The following is a 17,605-nucleotide window of genomic DNA, read 5'->3' as shown; positions in this document are numbered from 1 at the left end:
CAGGCGCGGCATTGTTGGTGGAGTTCTCATAATGATCGCCTATCCTCACGCAAAGCCGTAATCAACTTGGCAATCCCTGATAGACTGCTCTTGCGTTCGCCTTGATCATCGACTCGCGGGTCAACAATCCCTGGATGGCAGAGGGGCGATAGCTGAAACCATATGTTCCGTCGCGAGAGAGTGTCTCCAAGCGCGAGCGAACGTCTTCTTCGGGAAGCTTGAAGGCCTGTCCAGGCGCGCCCGGTGCCGAAACGACGGTCCTGACGAGCATCGTCTTTTCCGCCGGAGCAACACGATCCCAATAGTCCAGCAGCGCATAGGCAAAGAGATCGTTCGATATCTCCGGCTTGGGTTCCCGTCGAAACGCGTAGACCGGCTCCCATCGACCCGTATCGCTTCGACGTTCCCCAGTCTGCTGGAGAAGGCGCAACTCAACGAAAGGGCCGTCAAGGGAGTCTTCGATGCCAACACGCGCGCTTCGCGCAGATTGATAGGTGTGCAGAAAGACATCCAGATGCTGGCTCAGTGTGACACTCGAATGGGTATAGCCTAGACGTTGTGATTGCCTGAGGAACGCGGTCAGCGCCTCTGACCGGGAAAATTCCGGATAGGGCCACGAGCCCAGGAGGTAATTCCAGGCAAACAGGGCGGGCGCGGCGGCAGAGGAAAGGGTCCAGTGCAGCAGCCAAAGCGTCTTGGTTTCTTCGAGGAACGGATCGCAGCCATCGCCCCCGAAAATCGCATTTCCTAAATCTGTGATGGCGTGGGTCCGGTCGGCAGTTGGCCGCGCCACGCCCATGGCGTCCACCCAGAAACGCAGCGCCCGGACCATGTTCTTGCCGATGCCCAATTCGACCATTGCGGCGTCTTCATTGAAGAAGATATGGGGATCGGTCCTGATCGCGCGATGGGCCTTCGGAAGCCAAGCATAACGGCAAGCAAAGGTCTCATGCCCAGAAAACCGGTAAGTTGGGTGTCCCTCGGACAGGGCTAAGTCAAGCATGGGTCGCTCCAGAGAAACTCGCACGCACATCGTGCACCGCATCAGCGATCAATGCCGCCGCGGCCTCGACGTCGTTCATGTCGGTCGATCGGCCAAGACCGATCCGAAGGCAGCTTTCTAGCAGTGCATCCGGTAATCCCATCGCCTGCAAAACGTGGGAAGGCTCCTGTGCCCCGGTGTTGCATGCCGATCCTGTGGAGACCGAAAGTCTGCCCCTGAGCCTTGCAAGGACTACGTCGTTAGGTGCACCCGGTACGGAAAAATGCAGGTTATGAGGAAGGCGATTGGTCACGTCGCCGTTGATCACCACGCCTGGCACCATGGCAAGCAGGCGCTCCTGCAAATGATCGCGCAGTTGCTTGAGCCGAGCGCTCTCCTGAACTCCTTCAAGTTCCATGATCTCGCAAGCGCGCCCCATTGCCACGATTCCTGCGACGTTGGGTGTCGGGTTGTGCGCGCCCTGCAGGCCGAAAACCTGTGACCGATCAAACCTGGGAGCAACGAGAGCACCAATCCCCTTCGGCCCATAGACCTTGTGTCCACTCAAAGCGATGTAGTCGAGAACATCGTCGCCGATGTCGAATGCCATACGGCCGATTGCTTGGGTGGCATCTACCAGAATAGCTGCTCCATGATCGTGACATGCCTTGGCGATTTGCGGCACTGGGTAGATCGTTCCGACTTCGTTGTTTGCCGCCATCATGCAGACCAAGTCGACCCCTTCTGAGAGCACCTCTTCCATGCTCGACCAATCCAGCCGGGCCTTGTCGTCCACCGAGATCCAGGATTTCTGGACAATACCCATCCGTTCGGCTCGCAAGACGGTATCAATCACCGCCTTGTGTTCGACTCGCGACATCGCAATGCGCAGGGGCTCTGGGTGCATCGCGATTGCATGTGCGATGGCAAGTTGGACTGCCTCAGTCGAACCAGATGTGAAATGAACGTCTTCGCACTCAGCTGATACAACCCTCGCGACGAAATCTTTAGCTTGTGACACCGCATAGGCGGCCTGCTCGCCATGGACGTTCTCAACGCCGTTCGCATTCCCGAAGTCCTCGACCATCATCCGGACAGCTACTTCCAGAACCCGGGGGTCAACAAAGGTTGTGGCATGGTTGTCCATGTAGATCGGCCAACGCTCGTTAGCGTCGGCAATTGCGATTTGCGGGAGATGCTCATTCATGGAACGTCGCCCTGATCGCGCCGGCCTTTGGAGTGGTTGGTGACTGCACGCTTATCTCCACTGTGCATCCAAGCTGCACAAGCCACCGCAGCAGCTGATCGGTGCTTACGCTGTCACTTCGACCCGACAAAATCTTCGAAAGCGTTGGCTGGTCGGTGAAGCAAACCTTCGCCGCACGCGTTTGGCTGAGCCCGGCTTCGGCGAGGACACGACTGAAGATCGCTCGCAAATCCGAGCGTACCACCTGTGTGACGTCCGGAAGATCGTCGGCGATCACTGTACGTAAGCCTGATTGTCCCACGATTGCCCCCTGCGATGATTCGCTCCAACTACTATGGGAAATTATCCATAGGCTCGGCAAGGGGAGCGCGTTCGCAACATGGCAATAAACAGAGAATATTTTCCGTCCTGCCGTAGAATCTAGTGATTTGCGCGGGGTGAATTTACCGAGCACTTCTGCAGGGTTTGCGGGTGCCCATAGTACAGTCTAAGAGGATCTCGAGGCCGTTCCTATCGATCAAGGTCAGCCTATAGCGCAAGGCAGTTCAGTCTTTCCGCGCAAGCGGCCCGGCGCCTTTCCAAGTAGCGAGGTCCGTGAGATGCACTCCCTTTTCGCATTTCTGTGGTGCCTCCATACAGACGAGCGGCAATGCGCTATAGCCGGCGGACACTTTGCGAATGAACTTGTGGGTGGTTCGGCAAGAAAAGTCCCTAGCCATGTTTTTGGTCGGATGACCGGGCGGCCGAATGCATCGCCATGAGCAGGGATGCGGTGTTCACGGCCCAAAGGCTCAATCGTGCAGCATCCGTGCCCTCAATCTCCCAGTCTCTCGGAAACACCTCGAAATTCACCGGTCCATCGATAATCTCCAGGACCCACGGCTCGCCTCCCATTGTCGCTAACAGTTCGTGACTGCGTTCGGGGGGCGATCCTGAAGGGGCCTTCTCGAAGTGCCTGCACAAAGCCGCTCGTTAATCGTTCAGCGTCAGTCACTCAAATTGCTCCGTTTGAAGATGTTGAACATGGCTCTTGAACGTCAGAAAAGAATGCACTATTTTCTGACACATGAAAAGCACGACCACATCAGTTCCTGATCAGATCATGCGACGCGCCCGCGGCAGTGGGCGTGGGAGCGTGTTCACGCCGCAAGACTTCCTTGATGTGGCGGCACGCGCGGCTGTCGACCAAGCCCTTTCCCGGTTGGTCAAGCGCGGAAAGCTGCGCCGACTGGCGCGCGGTCTCTACGACTATCCAAAAATCCATCCGAAGCTGGGCCCGCTTTCACCCGCGCCTGATGATGTCGCGCGCGCGCTGGCGCGGGAGACCGGTTCGCGGGCGCAAATTGCCGGCGCGCACGCTGCCAATGCGCTTGGGCTGTCGGCACAGGTTCCCGCGAAGAGCCTGTATTTGACGGACGGGCCTTCACGCCGGATCGTTCTTGGTAAGCGCGTGGTCGATCTGCGGCACGCTTCACCCAAGCATCTGATCGCACCGGGCAGTCCTGCCGGGACAGTTGTCCAGGCCCTTCGCCATGTCGGGCCGGTACGAGCTGATGACGTGGCTCGGGTTGCCGTGGGCCGGCTGTCGGCCAGTGACAAGAAGGTGCTTGTCTCCAACGCAGTTCAGGCTCCCGCTTGGATGCGGCCTACACTGATTTCGATCGGCAACACACCGGCGGATGCAGTGAATGGATAAGGTTGCTCTCCTGCCAGCAAGCGATCGGGCCGCGCTCTTTGGAGAAACGGGCGCCGGCCGTGGCGTCGCTAACACGATCATCGAGAAGGACTTCTGGGTCTGCTGGACCTTGAGACGCCTGTTCGGTCTTCCGCAGAATGCGGCGGCGAGCCTGGTCTTCAAGGGTGGTACTTCTCTCTCCAAGGCCTTCGGGATCATCAGGCGCTTTTCGGAGGACATCGACTTGTCGTTCGATCGGGCCGATCTCGGCTACACAGGTGACCGCGATCCGGAAAAAGAAGGGCTCAGCCGGAAGAAGGCAGAGCGGCTCATTGATGATCTTGTGGGCGATGTGGAGAAACACATCGCTCACAAACTGCTTCCGGCACTTCGCGCGGCGATCGTCGATGAACTTGGCGAGCCACAAAAAGAGGAGTGGTCGCTTTCAATCGATGAGGCTGACGCGCAGACATTGAACTTTCACTACCCGATCGCGCTGCCTGCCTCAGAGTATCAAGGGATGGCCTACATCACGCCGCGGGTGAAGCTGGAACTCGGCGCGCGGGGTGATCCATGGCCTGCAGAAAAGAAGGTCATTCGGCCCTACGCAGCAGAGGATTTCCCTGACTTCTTCGAGGACCCGGATACGACCGTCACGGTACTTTCGGCGCGGAGAACCTTCTGGGAGAAGGCGACCGCCTTGCACGCGGAGGCCAATCGTCCGGCCGAGTCGCCAACGCCGCAATATTTCTCGCGACACTATTACGATCTCGCCATGCTATTCGGTTCCGATGAGGGCAGGGCCGCCGCAGCTGATCTTGAACTCCTGGCCACAGTGGCAAAGCACAAGGCCACCTTCTTTCGCTCAGGTTGGGCCAGTTACGAGACAGCGCGACCGGGAACGTTGTTGCTGATGCCTAGTGAGGCGCGGCTAAAGGCTCTCAGAGCCGACTATCGCGAAATGGCGCCGATGATGTTCGACGACACACCGCCATCGCTCGACGAAATCCTTTCCACGATTGAGAAGCTACAGGAAACCATCAACAGCTAGGCGCAGACCTCGCTCGTCGTTCCAACGGCTGAGGTTCTGTTCTGGGCGGAGAAGCATCCTCATGGAGAGTTAGGCTATCGCTGCCACAGCTTCGAAGGGTATCGATCCCTGTTCACAGGAAAGACTTGAACAGCCTCGGCCGGTCCTTCGATAATCCGTTCTACGCGATACGAACTTCGTCCCCGAGCACTCAAAATAGCGCCAATTGATCTCTCGTCGGTCCAAGATCGCTTTCGCTGAGAGACGATAGTGAGACGCCCAAAAGACGTATTCCTTTTGCCACGGGAAACACGCCGTCCAGGAGCGCTCCGGAGATGCCCAACAGTTCATCCTGGTCCCTAATTAAGTTGGCTGACGTCCGGCTCCGGGTGATCTGCTGGAAGTCTGCATATTTCACCTTCAGCGTGACGGTGCGTCCGCTGATCTGCTTGTTTTCAGCGTGGCGCCAGACTTTCTCGGCAAGTGGCCCCAACTCGGCCTTTGCCATCTCAAGATCGAAGATGTCAGCGGCGAAGGTGTCTTCGGCCCCGATCGATTTCCGTTGCCGGTCTGGCTGAACAGGTCTCTCGTCGATACCCCGCGAAATCCGATAGTACCAGGTTCCCGACTTCCCGAAATTGTCGCGCAGGAAGGTGAGTGATTTCTTCCGTAAATCGGCGCCGGTGACGATGCCCAGCCGTTGCATCTTCTCGGCCGTTGCGGGTCCAACGCCGTGGAACTTCTTCACCGCGAGATCGGCAACAAAGGCTGGTCCGTTCTTTGGTGTTATGACGGCCTGGCCGTTCGGCTTGTTGAGGTCACTCGCCAGCTTCGCCAGGAACTTGCAGTAGGAGATTCCTGCAGACGCATTTAGCCCGGTCACTTCCTTGATGCGGGCGCGAATGATCGTCGCGATCTCGGTAGCGAACTCGATATCCTGCTTGTTTTCGGTGACGTCGAGATAGGCCTCATCGAGGGAGAGGGGTTCAATCAGATCGGTATGCTCGGCGAATATCTCATGGATTTGCGCCGAGACCGCCCGGTAGACATCGAAGCGCGGCTTCACGAATATCAGCTCCGGGCAACGGCGCTTTGCCGTGACCGAGGGCAGGGCAGAGCGCACACCGAATGCCCGTGCCTCGTAGCTTGCGGCCGCGACGACGCCTCGGGCCGCCGACCCGCCAACGGCGACCGGCTTTCCTCTCAGCTCCGGATTGTCGCGCTGCTCGACTGACGCATAGAACGCGTCCATGTCGACGTGCAGTATCTTGCGGACCGGGACGACGGCGTCGATCCCTTCGCTCTCCCGCTCATGCCCGCCTCTGTCTTCGTCATCATTCAACATGGTGCGGCATGGCCTCAGAGCAGCAGATCGTCATCCTTGGGGATTGGCCGGGGGCTCCACAATGACCAGCATGTTGCCGGGCAGCGGACGCTGCAGATGTTTGACGTCCGCCCATTCCCCGGTGAGCCAGAGATCGACCTCTTCCGGCGTCGTCAGGATCGCCGGCATGGCCTTTTCGTGGATGGGTTTGACAATTTCATTGGGTGTCGTCGTCAGGAACCCATAGAGCTCATATTCCTGCTCGCCGTCACGGACCTTCCGCACACCCTTCCAGGGCGTCCAGAAACCGGCGAAGAACATCAATGGCCGATCTGCGTTCTGCGCGAACCAGGCGTTCGGCACGCGCCCGCCTTCCACCTTGCTCGCGGGATCGGGTTCCGCGAATGAGGTGAACGGGACGACGCAACGGCTTGTCGGTCCGAGCCAGCGCCGCCAATGCGGCGATCCGACGTTGCGGATATTGGTCACCCCGCGGTCGGCCTTGCCTTTGACGAAGGCCGGCGGCGTCGGCATGCCCCAGGTCGCGCTGACGATCTCGCGATTGCCGTCATCGCCAACACGGACGATCGGCGCCAGCGTGTTGGGATAGACGTTCAAGGAGGGCTCGTTCCAGCCGGCCTTGTCGGCCATGGCCCTGGTGAACTCGACAACCGCGTCCCGCGTCGTCGTCAGATTATAGAGATTGCACAAATCCTTCTCCCGTTAGCGCCACATCCCGCGCATGCGCGCCCCGACATCGAGGCGCATCTGCCGCGGACCGGCATTGGTTGCCTGACCCGGCGCGACCACCGGCCAAGTCCTATTCTCGAAAAACTGCAACAACATAGCGGGAATGAACCGTGTCCGCGAGGCATAGACATGCCGGTCGCCGGTCGAAGACTGTCCATGGGTGAAGAAGCGCTGCGGAACGACAAGATTGAGACTGTCCTTCGCCCGCGTCATCGCCACGTAGAGCAATCTCCGTTCCTCCTCGATCTCGTCTGTCGTACCGACGCCTAGGTCGGAGGGAATGCAGCCGTCGACCGTGTTGAGGACGAAGACCGAGCGCCACTCCTGGCCGTTGGCGGAATGGATGGTGGAAAGGATCAAATAGTCCTCGTCGAGCAGCGGCACGCCGGCCTGGCCGGAGGTCGCATCCGGAGGATCGAGCGTCAGCTCGGTCAGGAACCGTTCGCGCGACGGGTAGCCGGCCGCGATGTCCTCGAGCTGCAGGAGGTCCGCGCGTCGCATCTCGAAATCTTCGTGGATGCGCTCCAGATGTGGCTCGTACCAAGCCCTGATCCGGCCGATTTCTGCCGGCCAGCCCATGTTGGCGGTGCGGAGGTCCGCAATCAACGACACCAGACCCGGCCAGTCGGCTGCGGCGCGCGACGGCGCGGGCAGGGCGGCCAGCGTCTCAACGGGATCGGTTGTCTCAGCAACCGCATCGAGGGCTGTTTGAGCCGAGGCCGGACCGACACCCGGCAGGAGCTGCATCAACCGGAACCCGGCCACGCGATCGCGCATGTTCTGGGCAAAGCGAAGGCCCGCCAGCATGTCCTTCACATGGGCGGAATCGAGGAATTTCAGGCCGCCGAATTTGACGAAGGGAATGTTGCGGCGGGTCAGTTCCACCTCCAGCGGGCCGCTGTGATGGCTTGCCCGGAACAGAACGGCCTGGTCCTTCAGCCGCATGCCGCCTTCACGATTATCGATAACTTCGTCAGCGACGAAACGTGCCTGGTCGCCTTCATCGCGGACCGTCACCAGTCGTGGCTTTTCGTTGGAGGCGCGCTCGGTCCAGAGATCTTTGGTGTATCGCTCCTGGGCGAGACCAATGACGCCGTTGGCGGCGGTGAGGATCGGCTGCGTCGACCGGTAATTGCGGTCGAGTGTGATCACGTCGGCCTTCGGTGAGAATTCATTCGGGAAGTCGAGGATGTTGCGCACCGTGGCGGCGCGGAACGAATAGATCGCTTGGGCGTCGTCGCCGACGACAGTCAGACCACGCCCGCCGAGCTTGAGCGCCATCAGGATCGACGACTGCAGCCGATTGGTATCCTGATATTCGTCGACGAGGACATGATCCCAACGTCCGCCGATCTCATCGGCAAGCGCCGGATCGCCCATGGTCTGCGCCCAGTAGAGGAGCAGATCGTCGTAATCGAGAACGTTCTGGATCTGCTTGGCCTCGACATAGGATGCGAACAGGTCCTTCAACTCTTTCTCCCACGCGGCACACCACGGGAAGTTTGCCCTCAGGATTTCATCCAACGGCGCCTCGGCATTGACGGTGCGCGAATAGATGGAAAGGCAGGTGCCCTTAGCGGGGAACCGGTTTTCCGTCTTCGAGAAGCCCAGATCGTGCCGGGCGAGGTTCATCAGGTCGGCCGAGTCCTCGCGGTCGTGGATCGTGAATTGCGGATCGAGGCCGAGCTCGATCGCGTATTCCCTGAGCAGCCGCGCGCCGATCCCGTGAAACGTGCCCGACCAGGCAAGGCCGTCCGCCATGATCCCGGCCTTGTCGCCAAGTGCTTTCGCGCAGATGCGCTCGACCCGTTTTCCCATTTCGGCAGCCGCACGGCGCGAAAAGGTCATCAGGAGAATGCGCCGCGGATCGGCCCCGGAGATCACGAGCTGGGCTACACGGTGGGCGAGTGTATTGGTTTTCCCGGAGCCCGCGCCGGCGATAATCAGCAACGGCCCGCCGATGCCGCCATCGGGCAAATCGATGCCGTGCAGAACCGCGGCCCGCTGATTGTCGTTCAATTTTTCCAGATGCGCTGCGCTCATCCGTCCCGCCTCAAACCCTTGGGAATCAACGATGCGCGTCCCACGCATCGGTGTTTTCTGCCGGTCAAGGTGGCCTGAGGCCGTCAAAGAGTCCGATTGACTCAAAACCGGAAAGAGAACAAATAATGAACATACCGGAGATTTGAGCCGTTGCAAAGCCTTAAAGGAGACCTTTCCGCACCATGCCGAGCCATTCGGTCAGTCCCGCTATCGCCGAGCTTCGAGAGCGCATCGCGCATCTCGAAGGTCCGGGGGGACGTGCGCGCTCGGTTCTGCCCTTCGGCCTGACCGACATTGACCGAAGGCTTCCGGGAGGAGGGCTGGGTCTTGGGTGTCTGCATGAGGTGGCGGGCGGCGGCAATGACGCCGTGGATGGGGCGGCGGCCGCGCTGTTTACCGCCGGGATCGCGGCACGCACCAAGGGCAAGGTGCTTTGGGTGGTCACGCGGCCCGATCTGTTCGCGCCGGCGATCGCCCAGGCCGGGCTGGCGCCCGACCGGGTGATTCACGTCGAAGCCGGCGACGAAAAGGCGTTGCTGGCCTGTTTCGAGGAAGGATTGCGCCATGGCGGGCTCGGCGCCGTTGTCGCCGAAACCGCGCGCCTCTCGATGACCGCCTCGCGCCGCCTGCAATTGGCGGCCGAGAGCTCCAACACGATCGGCCTGGCGCTGCGCCGGTGGCGCCGGCAGACCGAGGCCGGTGATTTCGGGCAACCGACCGCCAGCGTCACCCGCTGGCGGGTCTCCGTCCTGCCCTCGCGGCCCCTGCCGGTGCCGGGTCTCGGCCGGGCCCACTGGCTGGTCGAACTCATCCGATGCCGCGCCGGCGAAAGTGAAGATTTTGAAGTGGAGGCGTGTGATGACACGGGTCGTCTCGCTCTTCCTTCCGAGGTGGCCCACGGATCGCCTCAGAAGGAAATCGGGCGACGCATCGCCTCCGGCTGATGCGCCGCTCGTCATGGCCGGACGGACCGGCCGCCGCCGTCTGATCACTGCTCTCGATGCCAATGCCGAACAGCTTGGCGTGCGCATCGGCATGGCCGTCACCAAGGCGCAGGCCCTGGTGCCCGGACTGATCATTGCCGATTGCGATCCTGTCGCCGAGGCCGAGGGTCTGACCAAGCTGGCGCTCTGGGCGCTGCAGCGGATTTCGCCTGTCGTCATGGCCGACCCGCCGGACGGGCTGGTCATCGATACGACCGGCGCCGATCATCTGCATGGCGGAGAGTCGACCATGCTTGCCGATATGATCAAGCGTTTTGCCGCTTCCGGCGTCGAAGCCCGCGCCGCGGTCGCCGATACCTGGGGCGCGGCCCATGCCGCGGCCCGGTTTGTCGCCCGGCCGGCCATCATCGTTCCGCCCGGCGAGGGTGAAGCCATGCTTCGGACCCTGCCGCTGCAGACGCTCCGGCTCGATCCCGGAACGGTATCCGGCCTGATCACCCTCGGTTTCGAGACGGTGGGCGAGCTCCTCGAGCAGCCGCGCGCGCCTCTGGCGCTGCGGTTCGGCCCGGAGATCGGCCGAAGGCTGGACCAGACACTCGGCCGGATCGCCGAGCCGGTCGATCCCGTCCGGTCTCCGGAGCTGATCGAGGCGCGCAAGGTTTTCGGGGAGCCGATCGGCGCCGCCGAAACCATCGCCCGCTATATCGCCAAACTGGTCGATGCTCTTTGCGCTGAACTCGAGAAAGCCGGGCTTGGCGCGCGGCGGCTCGATCTCCTGTTCCATCGGGTCGACAACACCATGCAATACGTGCGGATCGGCATGGCCCAGCCGGTGTGGGATCCCAAGCGACTGACCCGGCTCTTCCGCGACAAGCTGGAAACCGTCGATCCGGGCTTCGGGATCGAGATCATGGTGCTGATCGCCATCCAGACCGAGCCAGTGCGCGAAAAACAGAGGATCTCCTCCCTGGTCGAGGAACCCGAAGCCGATGTCTCCGACCTCGTCGATGTGCTCGCCAACCGGGTCGGCGATCGGATGCTTTGCCGGTTCACGCCGGTGCAAAGCGATGTACCGGAACGGTCCGTCGCGCGCATTCCGCCGCTGGCGCCGGAGACAGGCCTGACCTGGGAGGGCGACTGGCCCCGGCCACCGCGGCTCCTGCCCCGGCCCGAGCCCGTCGAGACCATGGCGCTTCTGCCCGACCATCCGCCCGTCTGGTTCACCTGGCGCGGCGTGCGGCGCCGGGTCCGCCGCGCCGATGGCCCGGAACGGATCCGCGGCGAGTGGTGGAAACGCGATGCCGAACTGACGACGGTCCGGGACTATTTCCGGGTCGAGGACGAGGCGGGCGAACGCTACTGGCTCTTCCGCTCCGGAGACGGCGAGCATGAGGACAGCGGTTCGCAACGCTGGTTCCTGCACGGGATCTTCGGATGACCGGACCGCGCTATACCGAGCTGCAGGTGACCACCCATTTTTCGTTTCTGCGCGGGGCGAGCAGTTGCGACGAGCTCTTCGCGCGTGCCACCGAACTCGGCATCGAGGCACTCGGCGTAGTTGATCGCAATTCGCTCGCCGGTGCCGTGCGTGCGCTCGAAGCCTCCCGGCAGACCGGTGTCCGGCTGGTCGTCGGCTGTCGCCTCGATCTCGCCGACGCTCTGCCGGTCCTGGTCTATCCGACCGACCGGGCGGCTTATGCCCGACTTTGCCGTTTGCTGTCGCTCGGCAAAAGCCGCGCAGGGAAGGGCAAGTGTCATCTTGAATGGGATGACCTTGTGGCTTACGGGGAAGGGCTGATCGCGATCCTCGTCCCGGACCGCGCCGATGATGACTGTGCGCTGCATCTGCGGCGTCTGCGGGAGGCGTTCGGCGACCGCGACTATCTGGCGCTGACACTGCGCCGGCGTCCCAATGATCAGCTCCGCCTCTGGCAGCTCTCGAACCTGGCGGCGGCGGCGCGGGTCCCGACCGTCGTCACCAATGACGTGCTCTTCCACGAGGTAGGCCGGCAGCTCATGCAGGATGTCGTCACCGCCATCCGGTACAATGTCACCATCGACGAACTCGGCCATCGCCGCGAGCGTTTCGCCGACCGCTATCTGAAACCGCCGGAGGAGATGCACCGCCTGTTCGAGCGCTACCCCGAGGCGCTCGCTCGCACCATCGAGATCACGGAGCGCTGCAGGTTCTCGCTCGATGAGCTGGCCTATCAGTATCCGGAGGAAAAGCTCTTTCCCGACCTCTCCCCGCAGCAGGCGCTCGAAAAGTTGACATGGGAAGGCGCTGCCGAGCGTTACCCCGAAGGCCTGCCCGACAAGGTGCGGGCCAATCTCAATCACGAGCTGGCGCTGATCGAGAAGCTCGAGTATGCGCCGTATTTCCTCACGGTGAACGCGATTGTCCGCTTCGCCCGCTCAAAGGACATTCTCTGTCAGGGCAGGGGATCGGCCGCCAACTCGGCCGTCTGCTACGTCCTTGGTGTGACCTCTGTCGATCCCGACCGCAACGACCTGCTCTTCGAACGTTTCGTGTCGGAGGAGCGGCGCGAGCCGCCCGACATCGATGTCGACTTCGAGCATGAACGGCGCGAGGAAGTGATCCAATGGGTCTACCAGACCTATGGCCGCGAGCGAGCGGCACTCTGTTCGACCGTCATCCGTTACCGATCCAAGGGGGCGCTCCGAGACGTCGGCAAGGCGCTCGGCCTGACCGAGGACCTCACCAAGACGCTCTCATCGCAGGTCTGGGGCTGGTCAGAAGGCGTTGAGCAAAAGCACGCGGAAGAACTGAATCTCAACATGAGCGACCGGCGGCTGCGGCTCGCCATGGAGCTGGCGCACCAGCTTGTAGGCACGCCGCGCCATCTCTCCCAACATCCGGGCGGCTTCGTTCTGACCCATGACCGGCTTGACGAACTGGTGCCGATCGAGCCCGCGGCCATGGAGGACCGGCAGGTCATCGAGTGGGACAAGGACGACATCGATGTTCTGAAATTCATGAAGGTCGATGTCCTGGCGCTCGGCATGCTCTCCTGCATGCGTCGTGCCTTCGATCTTCTGGCCGCGCACAAGGATATCCGTTTGGACCTCGCCACGATCCCTGCCGAGGATCCGCGCACCTATGCGATGATCCGCAAGGCCGACACGCTTGGCACCTTCCAGATCGAAAGCCGCGCCCAGATGGCGATGTTGCCGCGCATCAAGCCGCGGACCTTCTACGATCTCGTCATCGAGGTCGCCATTGTCCGGCCCGGCCCGATCCAGGGCGACATGGTGCATCCCTATCTGCGCCGGCGGGAAGGCAAGGAAGAGGTGACCTTTCCAAAGCCCGAGCTCGAAGCTGTTCTCGGAAAGACGCTTGGCGTGCCGTTGTTTCAGGAACAGGCCATGCGCGTCGCGATCGAATGCGCGGGCTTTACCGCCGGCGAGGCCGATCAGCTCCGCCGCGCCATGGCGACCTTCAAGCACACCGGCGGGGTCTCGAAGTTCGGCACCAAGCTGATCGAGGGCATGGTCGGCAATGGCTATGACCGGGAGTTCGCGGAACGCACCTTCAAGCAACTCGAGGGTTTCGGTTCCTATGGTTTTCCCGAAAGCCACGCGGCGTCTTTTGCGCTGATCGCCTATGCCTCCTCCTGGATGAAATGCTGGCATCCGGATGCCTTTTGCTGCGGCCTCTTGAATGCCCAGCCGATGGGCTTTTACGCACCCGCCCAGATCGTGCGCGACGCGCGCGATCATGGTGTCGAGGTCCGTCCCGTCTGCATCAATGCCAGCCGGTGGGACTGCACGCTGGAGCCCATCGATGATGACGACAGCCGCTTTGCCGTGCGGCTCGGTCTGCGTCTGGTGAAAGGGCTCGGCAACGCCGAGGCTGCCCGGCTTGTCTCCTGTCGGGAGGATAGTGATTTTGCTTCGGTCGATGATCTCTGGCGTCGCGCCGGCGTTCCGGCCGCCGCCCTGGTCGAACTCGCAGAAGCCGATGCCTTCCGGCCATCGCTCGGACTTGCCCGGCGCGAGGCGCTCTGGGCGATCAAGGCGTTGCGCGACGAACCGCTGCCGCTCTTCGCCGCCGCCGCCAATCGCGAGGCCGGTATCGTTCCCGAGCAGTCCGAACCGGCGGTTTCCCTAAAGCCAATGGAGGCGGGCCGGGAAGTCGTCGAGGATTACGGGCATGTGGGTCTGAGCCTGCGCCGGCACCCGGTGTCTTTCCTTCGGTCGGACCTGACCCGGCGCCGCTTCGTGACCTGTGCGGAAGCCGTTTCCTTGCGTGATGGCAGATGGGTCAATGTCGCGGGCCTCGTCCTGGTGCGCCAGCGGCCGGGTTCGGCCAAGGGCGTCATGTTCATCACCCTCGAGGACGAAACGACCGTCGCCAATCTCGTCGTCTGGTCCAAGGTCTTCGAGAAATACCGGCGGACCGTGCTTGGGTCCGGCATGCTTGGCGTCAGGGGCCGGGTCCAGCGGGAAGGAGAGGTGGTCCATATCGTTGCCCGGGAGTTGATCGATCTCTCGTCAGAGCTTGCCAGTGTTGGAAGCCGAACGGAGGCCTTTCCGCTGCCGCACGGGCGTGGCGATGAGTTTCATCATGGGTCGCCGGCGCCCGATCCGCGCGGGGTCGCCAAGCCGCGCGACATGTTCGACCCCTATGGCCACATCGACGAGATCAGGGTGAAAACACGGGATTTTCGATAGCCTGTTTATGAGTGGCTTCCCAAAGAAAAACTTTGGTCGACCCGCAAGCAATGTTCTAATCGACCCTCGAGTATTCTATCGGTAATTGTGGAGACAATAGACCCACAGGTAGTTGAGAGATTTCTGGTAGTTCAACTTAAGAGCCAGTTTCCACATGTTGGATTGGCTTTGTCGGATAGCTACAAATCACCACGAACGCTCGAGGAGGGCAAATCGTGAGCCAAACGGGGGAAGTCTGGCGATCTGGAATCGAGCTGATCATCAGAATCTGGAAACTGCTCCGCGGAAACGCAGCGCATCGCTTTTCGGCGACGCTGGTGCGTGCTGGCGCCACCTTGGTCGCCGGATCGCCAGCGATCTACCTTCTGCTTCAACTCGCATTTGATTCCATTTTCGGGAATTGTTCGGCGGAAACGGCCCGTGTGGACGACTATCTTGCGATCGGCGGATTTGTCGTTGGTGTCCTGCTGATCGGCGCGGGAATTTACATCTTCTATCAGTTCCGCGTCGTCATCGCCTTTGAAGACCAGCTTGCCTTCATTGTTCAGCCAGGAGCAGGTTTTCAGGAAACCGCCCGGTTTCTCGCTGACGACTACTTTCTGAAATTTGAGGGGTTCTCGCCCGCCGAGCTCGCAGCTCCTTTGAGCGAACGTAAGGTAATCGTCCCCGACGTCATATTTGCGCTTCAGGGCCTAGGAACATTGGCAAGAACGGGCAATTTCCCGAACTACAGAGTACGCGAAGAAAACGGAACGATCATCGTGAGGAAAACCGATGTCTAATCGCATGCCCTTTCCCCCACCACTGACCGGCGAACTGATCTGTCCAGTCGGTTCGATGCCGAAAATCAAATATGCCGGAGGTCGGGTAACTGCGGAGTGTTGCACAATACCGAGCGGCACTTCCGTTTCCGACGGTACGAGCTACACCGAGGACTTCAAACGATGGGCATTGGCCCAAATCACCGAGGATAATAGCTACCTTGAAAGGTGGGAGCGGCGCTTGTCGTTTGAAGACGAGGAAATACTCGCCCAGGGGCGCTTCATTTTACGGTCCAGAACCGGGGCGGAGACAATCGTCCTGTTCAAACTGCCAGCGATTACGCAAGAAGGTGGAACGATGTTTGGAGTCAACTAATCTTCCACCTTCCGGGCGACCTCATGAATGCGGCGACGACTCCACTTCATTTTGCCCTCAGCCAGTCGACGAAAAGAGCACTCTGTCGCGGGTCCGAACGGGATCGGTCCAGTCGCGGTCGAACCAGGCCGCCTTGCCAGGTTCGGGAGGGAGCTTCAGTTCAAGCGGCTTTGGCTCGCCGTGGCTACCCGAGGTCGCAACCCGGAAGATATAGTGATCGTACATGCGTAGCGCTTCGATCATGTAGCTTGTCGCAACCGTCCGATCGCGAATGACCACGAGATTTTCGCCGTTTTCATCGTCGGCGGGTTCGGAGAAATTGTAGGAGCCGAGATAGACACAAGCTGTCGGCCTGTCGAAATCGACGACGACGAACTTGTGATGCATCCGAGTCCCTCGCCCTTTGCCGTCAATGCCGGAAAGACCGCTCGGCTCCGTCGAGAACGGCGGCGGCACATCCCGTGTGAGAGCCTCCGGCCTAACCAGTCTCCGTTTGTTATCAGGCGTCAATACATCGAGACCAAGATTGCCCTCCCTGATCCTTCCGTCCGCGATCCCCATCACGTGAACGTTCGGGCGCTCAAGGGCGCGACCGAGTGCCGGCCCGATAGGGCCCTTCGTCATCTGACCGAGGAAGGCGAGTGAGAAGAAGACGCTTGATTGCGCAGCATCGATATCAGCAGCGATCTCTTCGAGCTTGCCGTGTTCGTCGTTGTGCGGCGAGAAGGCGACCTTGGCATCGATCCCTTCAAGACCCAGATCGAACCAGTTGGCGGAACTTGCTGACTTCCGGAATGCTCCGCCGTTCTTTGCGGTGAAATAGGTCTCGAAGGCATCGAAATAGTCGTCGACCGCTTTCGTGCCGTGTACCACGAAACTGTTGTTCGACTGCACGAACAGGCCGCGCCAGCTCAGATTGGTCGATCCGTAGACGACGCTTTCCAGACCGCCGCCGCGAACCGCGATCGATTTCTGGTGCTGCAGATTTGACATATGCTGGCGTTTGACATTGGACGCGCCGGCGGTGAGTTTCAGGCGCTCGGCCGCCTTCGTTTCCGGCGAGTCCGGACGCCCATGACCTTTCGTCCGGGCCGAATCGTCAATGATGATTTTCAGCTTGGTCCCAAGGGCTTCCAGGCGCTCAAGAACCTCTGGCAAGTTCATATCGTAGGCGATGACCCGGACTTCGGCGCCGGCGTCCTTGGCCTGGTCCAGAAGCGCGAGCGTTTCTTTGCGCGCTTCGAACCCCATCCAGGCATAGGCCCGCTCCGGTTCGGCATGGGTTGGGACAAACTCCAGTCCTTCGTCCCCGAACGGTGGAACCAGTGAGATCAGGGGTCCTCCGGCCGCAAAGTTGCGGACAAATGCTTGCGAGGAGACGAAGCCGCGGGTGAAGGCGACATTAAGCTTGCCAGGGATCGTCTCCCGCATCAGGGCAAGCTCGGCCTCCTGCGCCTCGCCTTCTTTCAGCGTGCCGTCCGGCCCCATAAACATCGCAGTGATACGGTAGCGAAATTTTCCCTCCAGATCGGCATTGAAGGGAAAGTGGACCCAGCGGAATTTCTGGATCGGTGCGTCGACCGTCTTGATGCCTGATGCCGGCACGACCTGGCCCGGAAAACCGATGCGATTGCGGACGTTCTTGAAGAAATCCTTGTCGGGCTCGCGATATTGAATCGCGAACCCCGCGAAGTCTGCCGGCGGTCGGCCCACCTTCCAATCCATGGCCAAGAGCAGCATCCCGTCGCCACGATGGATCGTCAGTGAAAACGGCGCGTTCTCATTCGTGCCTGCCACCCGAAAATCCGTATCCATATC

The 17,605-nt window shown here is 61.0% G+C and carries 15 protein-coding genes; 7 read left to right on the top strand and 8 right to left on the bottom strand.

What is annotated here, in order from left to right; all coding sequences use genetic code 11:
• Positions 1-61: 61 nt before the first annotated feature.
• The 4 genes from LC343_RS23525 to LC343_RS23510 all read right to left on the bottom strand — a co-directional run bounded on the left by LC343_RS23525 (position 62) and on the right by LC343_RS23510 (position 2,908).
• Entirely contained in the window at positions 62-1,003 is a 942-nt protein-coding gene (locus LC343_RS23525) for a DUF4007 family protein (protein WP_223479599.1), read from the bottom strand.
• Complete coding sequence (locus LC343_RS23520; RefSeq protein WP_223479598.1) at positions 996-2,189, bottom strand: cysteine desulfurase family protein; 1,194 nt, start codon at positions 2,187-2,189, stop codon at positions 996-998. Before LC343_RS23520 ends, LC343_RS23525 begins: the two co-directional genes overlap by 8 nt.
• Positions 2,182-2,466: an XRE family transcriptional regulator gene (locus LC343_RS23515; RefSeq protein ID WP_223479597.1), complete on the bottom strand. Its 285-nt coding sequence runs from the start codon at positions 2,464-2,466 to the stop codon at positions 2,182-2,184. Before LC343_RS23515 ends, LC343_RS23520 begins: the two co-directional genes overlap by 8 nt.
• 268 nt (positions 2,467-2,734) lie before the next feature.
• Positions 2,735-2,908, bottom strand: coding sequence for a pyocin activator PrtN family protein (locus LC343_RS23510; protein ID WP_223479596.1), 174 nt, complete (start codon positions 2,906-2,908; stop codon positions 2,735-2,737).
• Between the two features lie 347 nt (positions 2,909-3,255).
• Between LC343_RS23510 and LC343_RS23505 the strand changes: the two genes are divergently transcribed.
• Entirely contained in the window at positions 3,256-3,885 is a 630-nt protein-coding gene (locus tag LC343_RS23505; RefSeq protein WP_223479595.1) for a DUF6088 family protein, read from the top strand.
• On the top strand, positions 3,878-4,915 hold the full coding sequence (locus tag LC343_RS23500) for a nucleotidyl transferase AbiEii/AbiGii toxin family protein (RefSeq protein ID WP_223479594.1): 1,038 nt from the start codon (positions 3,878-3,880) through the stop codon (positions 4,913-4,915). Before LC343_RS23505 ends, LC343_RS23500 begins: the two co-directional genes overlap by 8 nt.
• A 190-nt stretch (positions 4,916-5,105) precedes the next feature.
• On the opposite strand, the gene dinB is transcribed toward LC343_RS23500, so the two are convergent.
• Genes dinB through LC343_RS23485 form a run of 3 tightly spaced genes read right to left on the bottom strand, consistent with a single transcriptional unit; the run spans position 5,106 to position 9,011 of the window.
• Complete coding sequence (gene dinB / locus LC343_RS23495) at positions 5,106-6,239, bottom strand: DNA polymerase IV (protein ID WP_223479593.1); 1,134 nt, start codon at positions 6,237-6,239, stop codon at positions 5,106-5,108.
• Between the two features lie 30 nt (positions 6,240-6,269).
• Positions 6,270-6,929 carry an SOS response-associated peptidase gene (locus LC343_RS23490; protein ID WP_223479592.1) on the bottom strand — a complete coding sequence of 220 codons (660 nt, stop codon included), beginning with the start codon at positions 6,927-6,929 and terminating at the stop codon, positions 6,270-6,272.
• 12 nt (positions 6,930-6,941) lie between these two features.
• Positions 6,942-9,011, bottom strand: coding sequence for an ATP-dependent helicase (locus LC343_RS23485; RefSeq protein ID WP_223479591.1), 2,070 nt, complete (start codon positions 9,009-9,011; stop codon positions 6,942-6,944).
• A gap of 182 nt (positions 9,012-9,193) precedes the next feature.
• Here LC343_RS23485 and LC343_RS23480 point away from each other — a divergent pair, with 182 nt between their 5' ends.
• From LC343_RS23480 to LC343_RS23460, 5 genes are all read left to right on the top strand, one after another.
• Complete coding sequence (locus LC343_RS23480) at positions 9,194-9,955, top strand: ImuA family protein (RefSeq protein ID WP_223479590.1); 762 nt, start codon at positions 9,194-9,196, stop codon at positions 9,953-9,955.
• Positions 9,870-11,393, top strand: a complete 1,524-nt coding sequence (locus tag LC343_RS23475; protein WP_223479589.1) for a Y-family DNA polymerase — start codon at positions 9,870-9,872, stop codon at positions 11,391-11,393. Before LC343_RS23480 ends, LC343_RS23475 begins: the two co-directional genes overlap by 86 nt.
• Complete coding sequence (locus LC343_RS23470) at positions 11,390-14,650, top strand: error-prone DNA polymerase (RefSeq protein WP_223479588.1); 3,261 nt, start codon at positions 11,390-11,392, stop codon at positions 14,648-14,650. The genes LC343_RS23475 and LC343_RS23470 overlap by 4 nt, the downstream gene beginning before the upstream one ends.
• 215 nt (positions 14,651-14,865) lie before the next feature.
• On the top strand, positions 14,866-15,432 hold the full coding sequence (locus tag LC343_RS23465; protein ID WP_223479587.1) for a hypothetical protein: 567 nt from the start codon (positions 14,866-14,868) through the stop codon (positions 15,430-15,432).
• Positions 15,425-15,787 (top strand): hypothetical protein, encoded by a 363-nt coding sequence (locus LC343_RS23460; RefSeq protein WP_223479586.1) that lies wholly within the window; start codon positions 15,425-15,427, stop codon positions 15,785-15,787. Before LC343_RS23465 ends, LC343_RS23460 begins: the two co-directional genes overlap by 8 nt.
• Positions 15,788-15,844: 57 nt before the next feature.
• Here the strand turns inward: LC343_RS23460 and LC343_RS23455 are convergent, their stop codons facing one another.
• A complete protein-coding gene (locus LC343_RS23455) occupies positions 15,845-17,602 on the bottom strand; it encodes a phospholipase D-like domain-containing protein (RefSeq protein ID WP_223479585.1) in 1,758 nt (585 codons plus the stop codon).
• Between the last annotated feature and the right edge of the window lie 3 nt (positions 17,603-17,605).

The organism is Oricola indica (assembly GCF_019966595.1).
Lineage (GTDB): Bacteria > Pseudomonadota > Alphaproteobacteria > Rhizobiales > Rhizobiaceae > Oricola > Oricola indica.
Note: the sequence above shows the minus strand (reverse complement) of the source record. Positions and strands in the feature narration are given on the sequence as shown.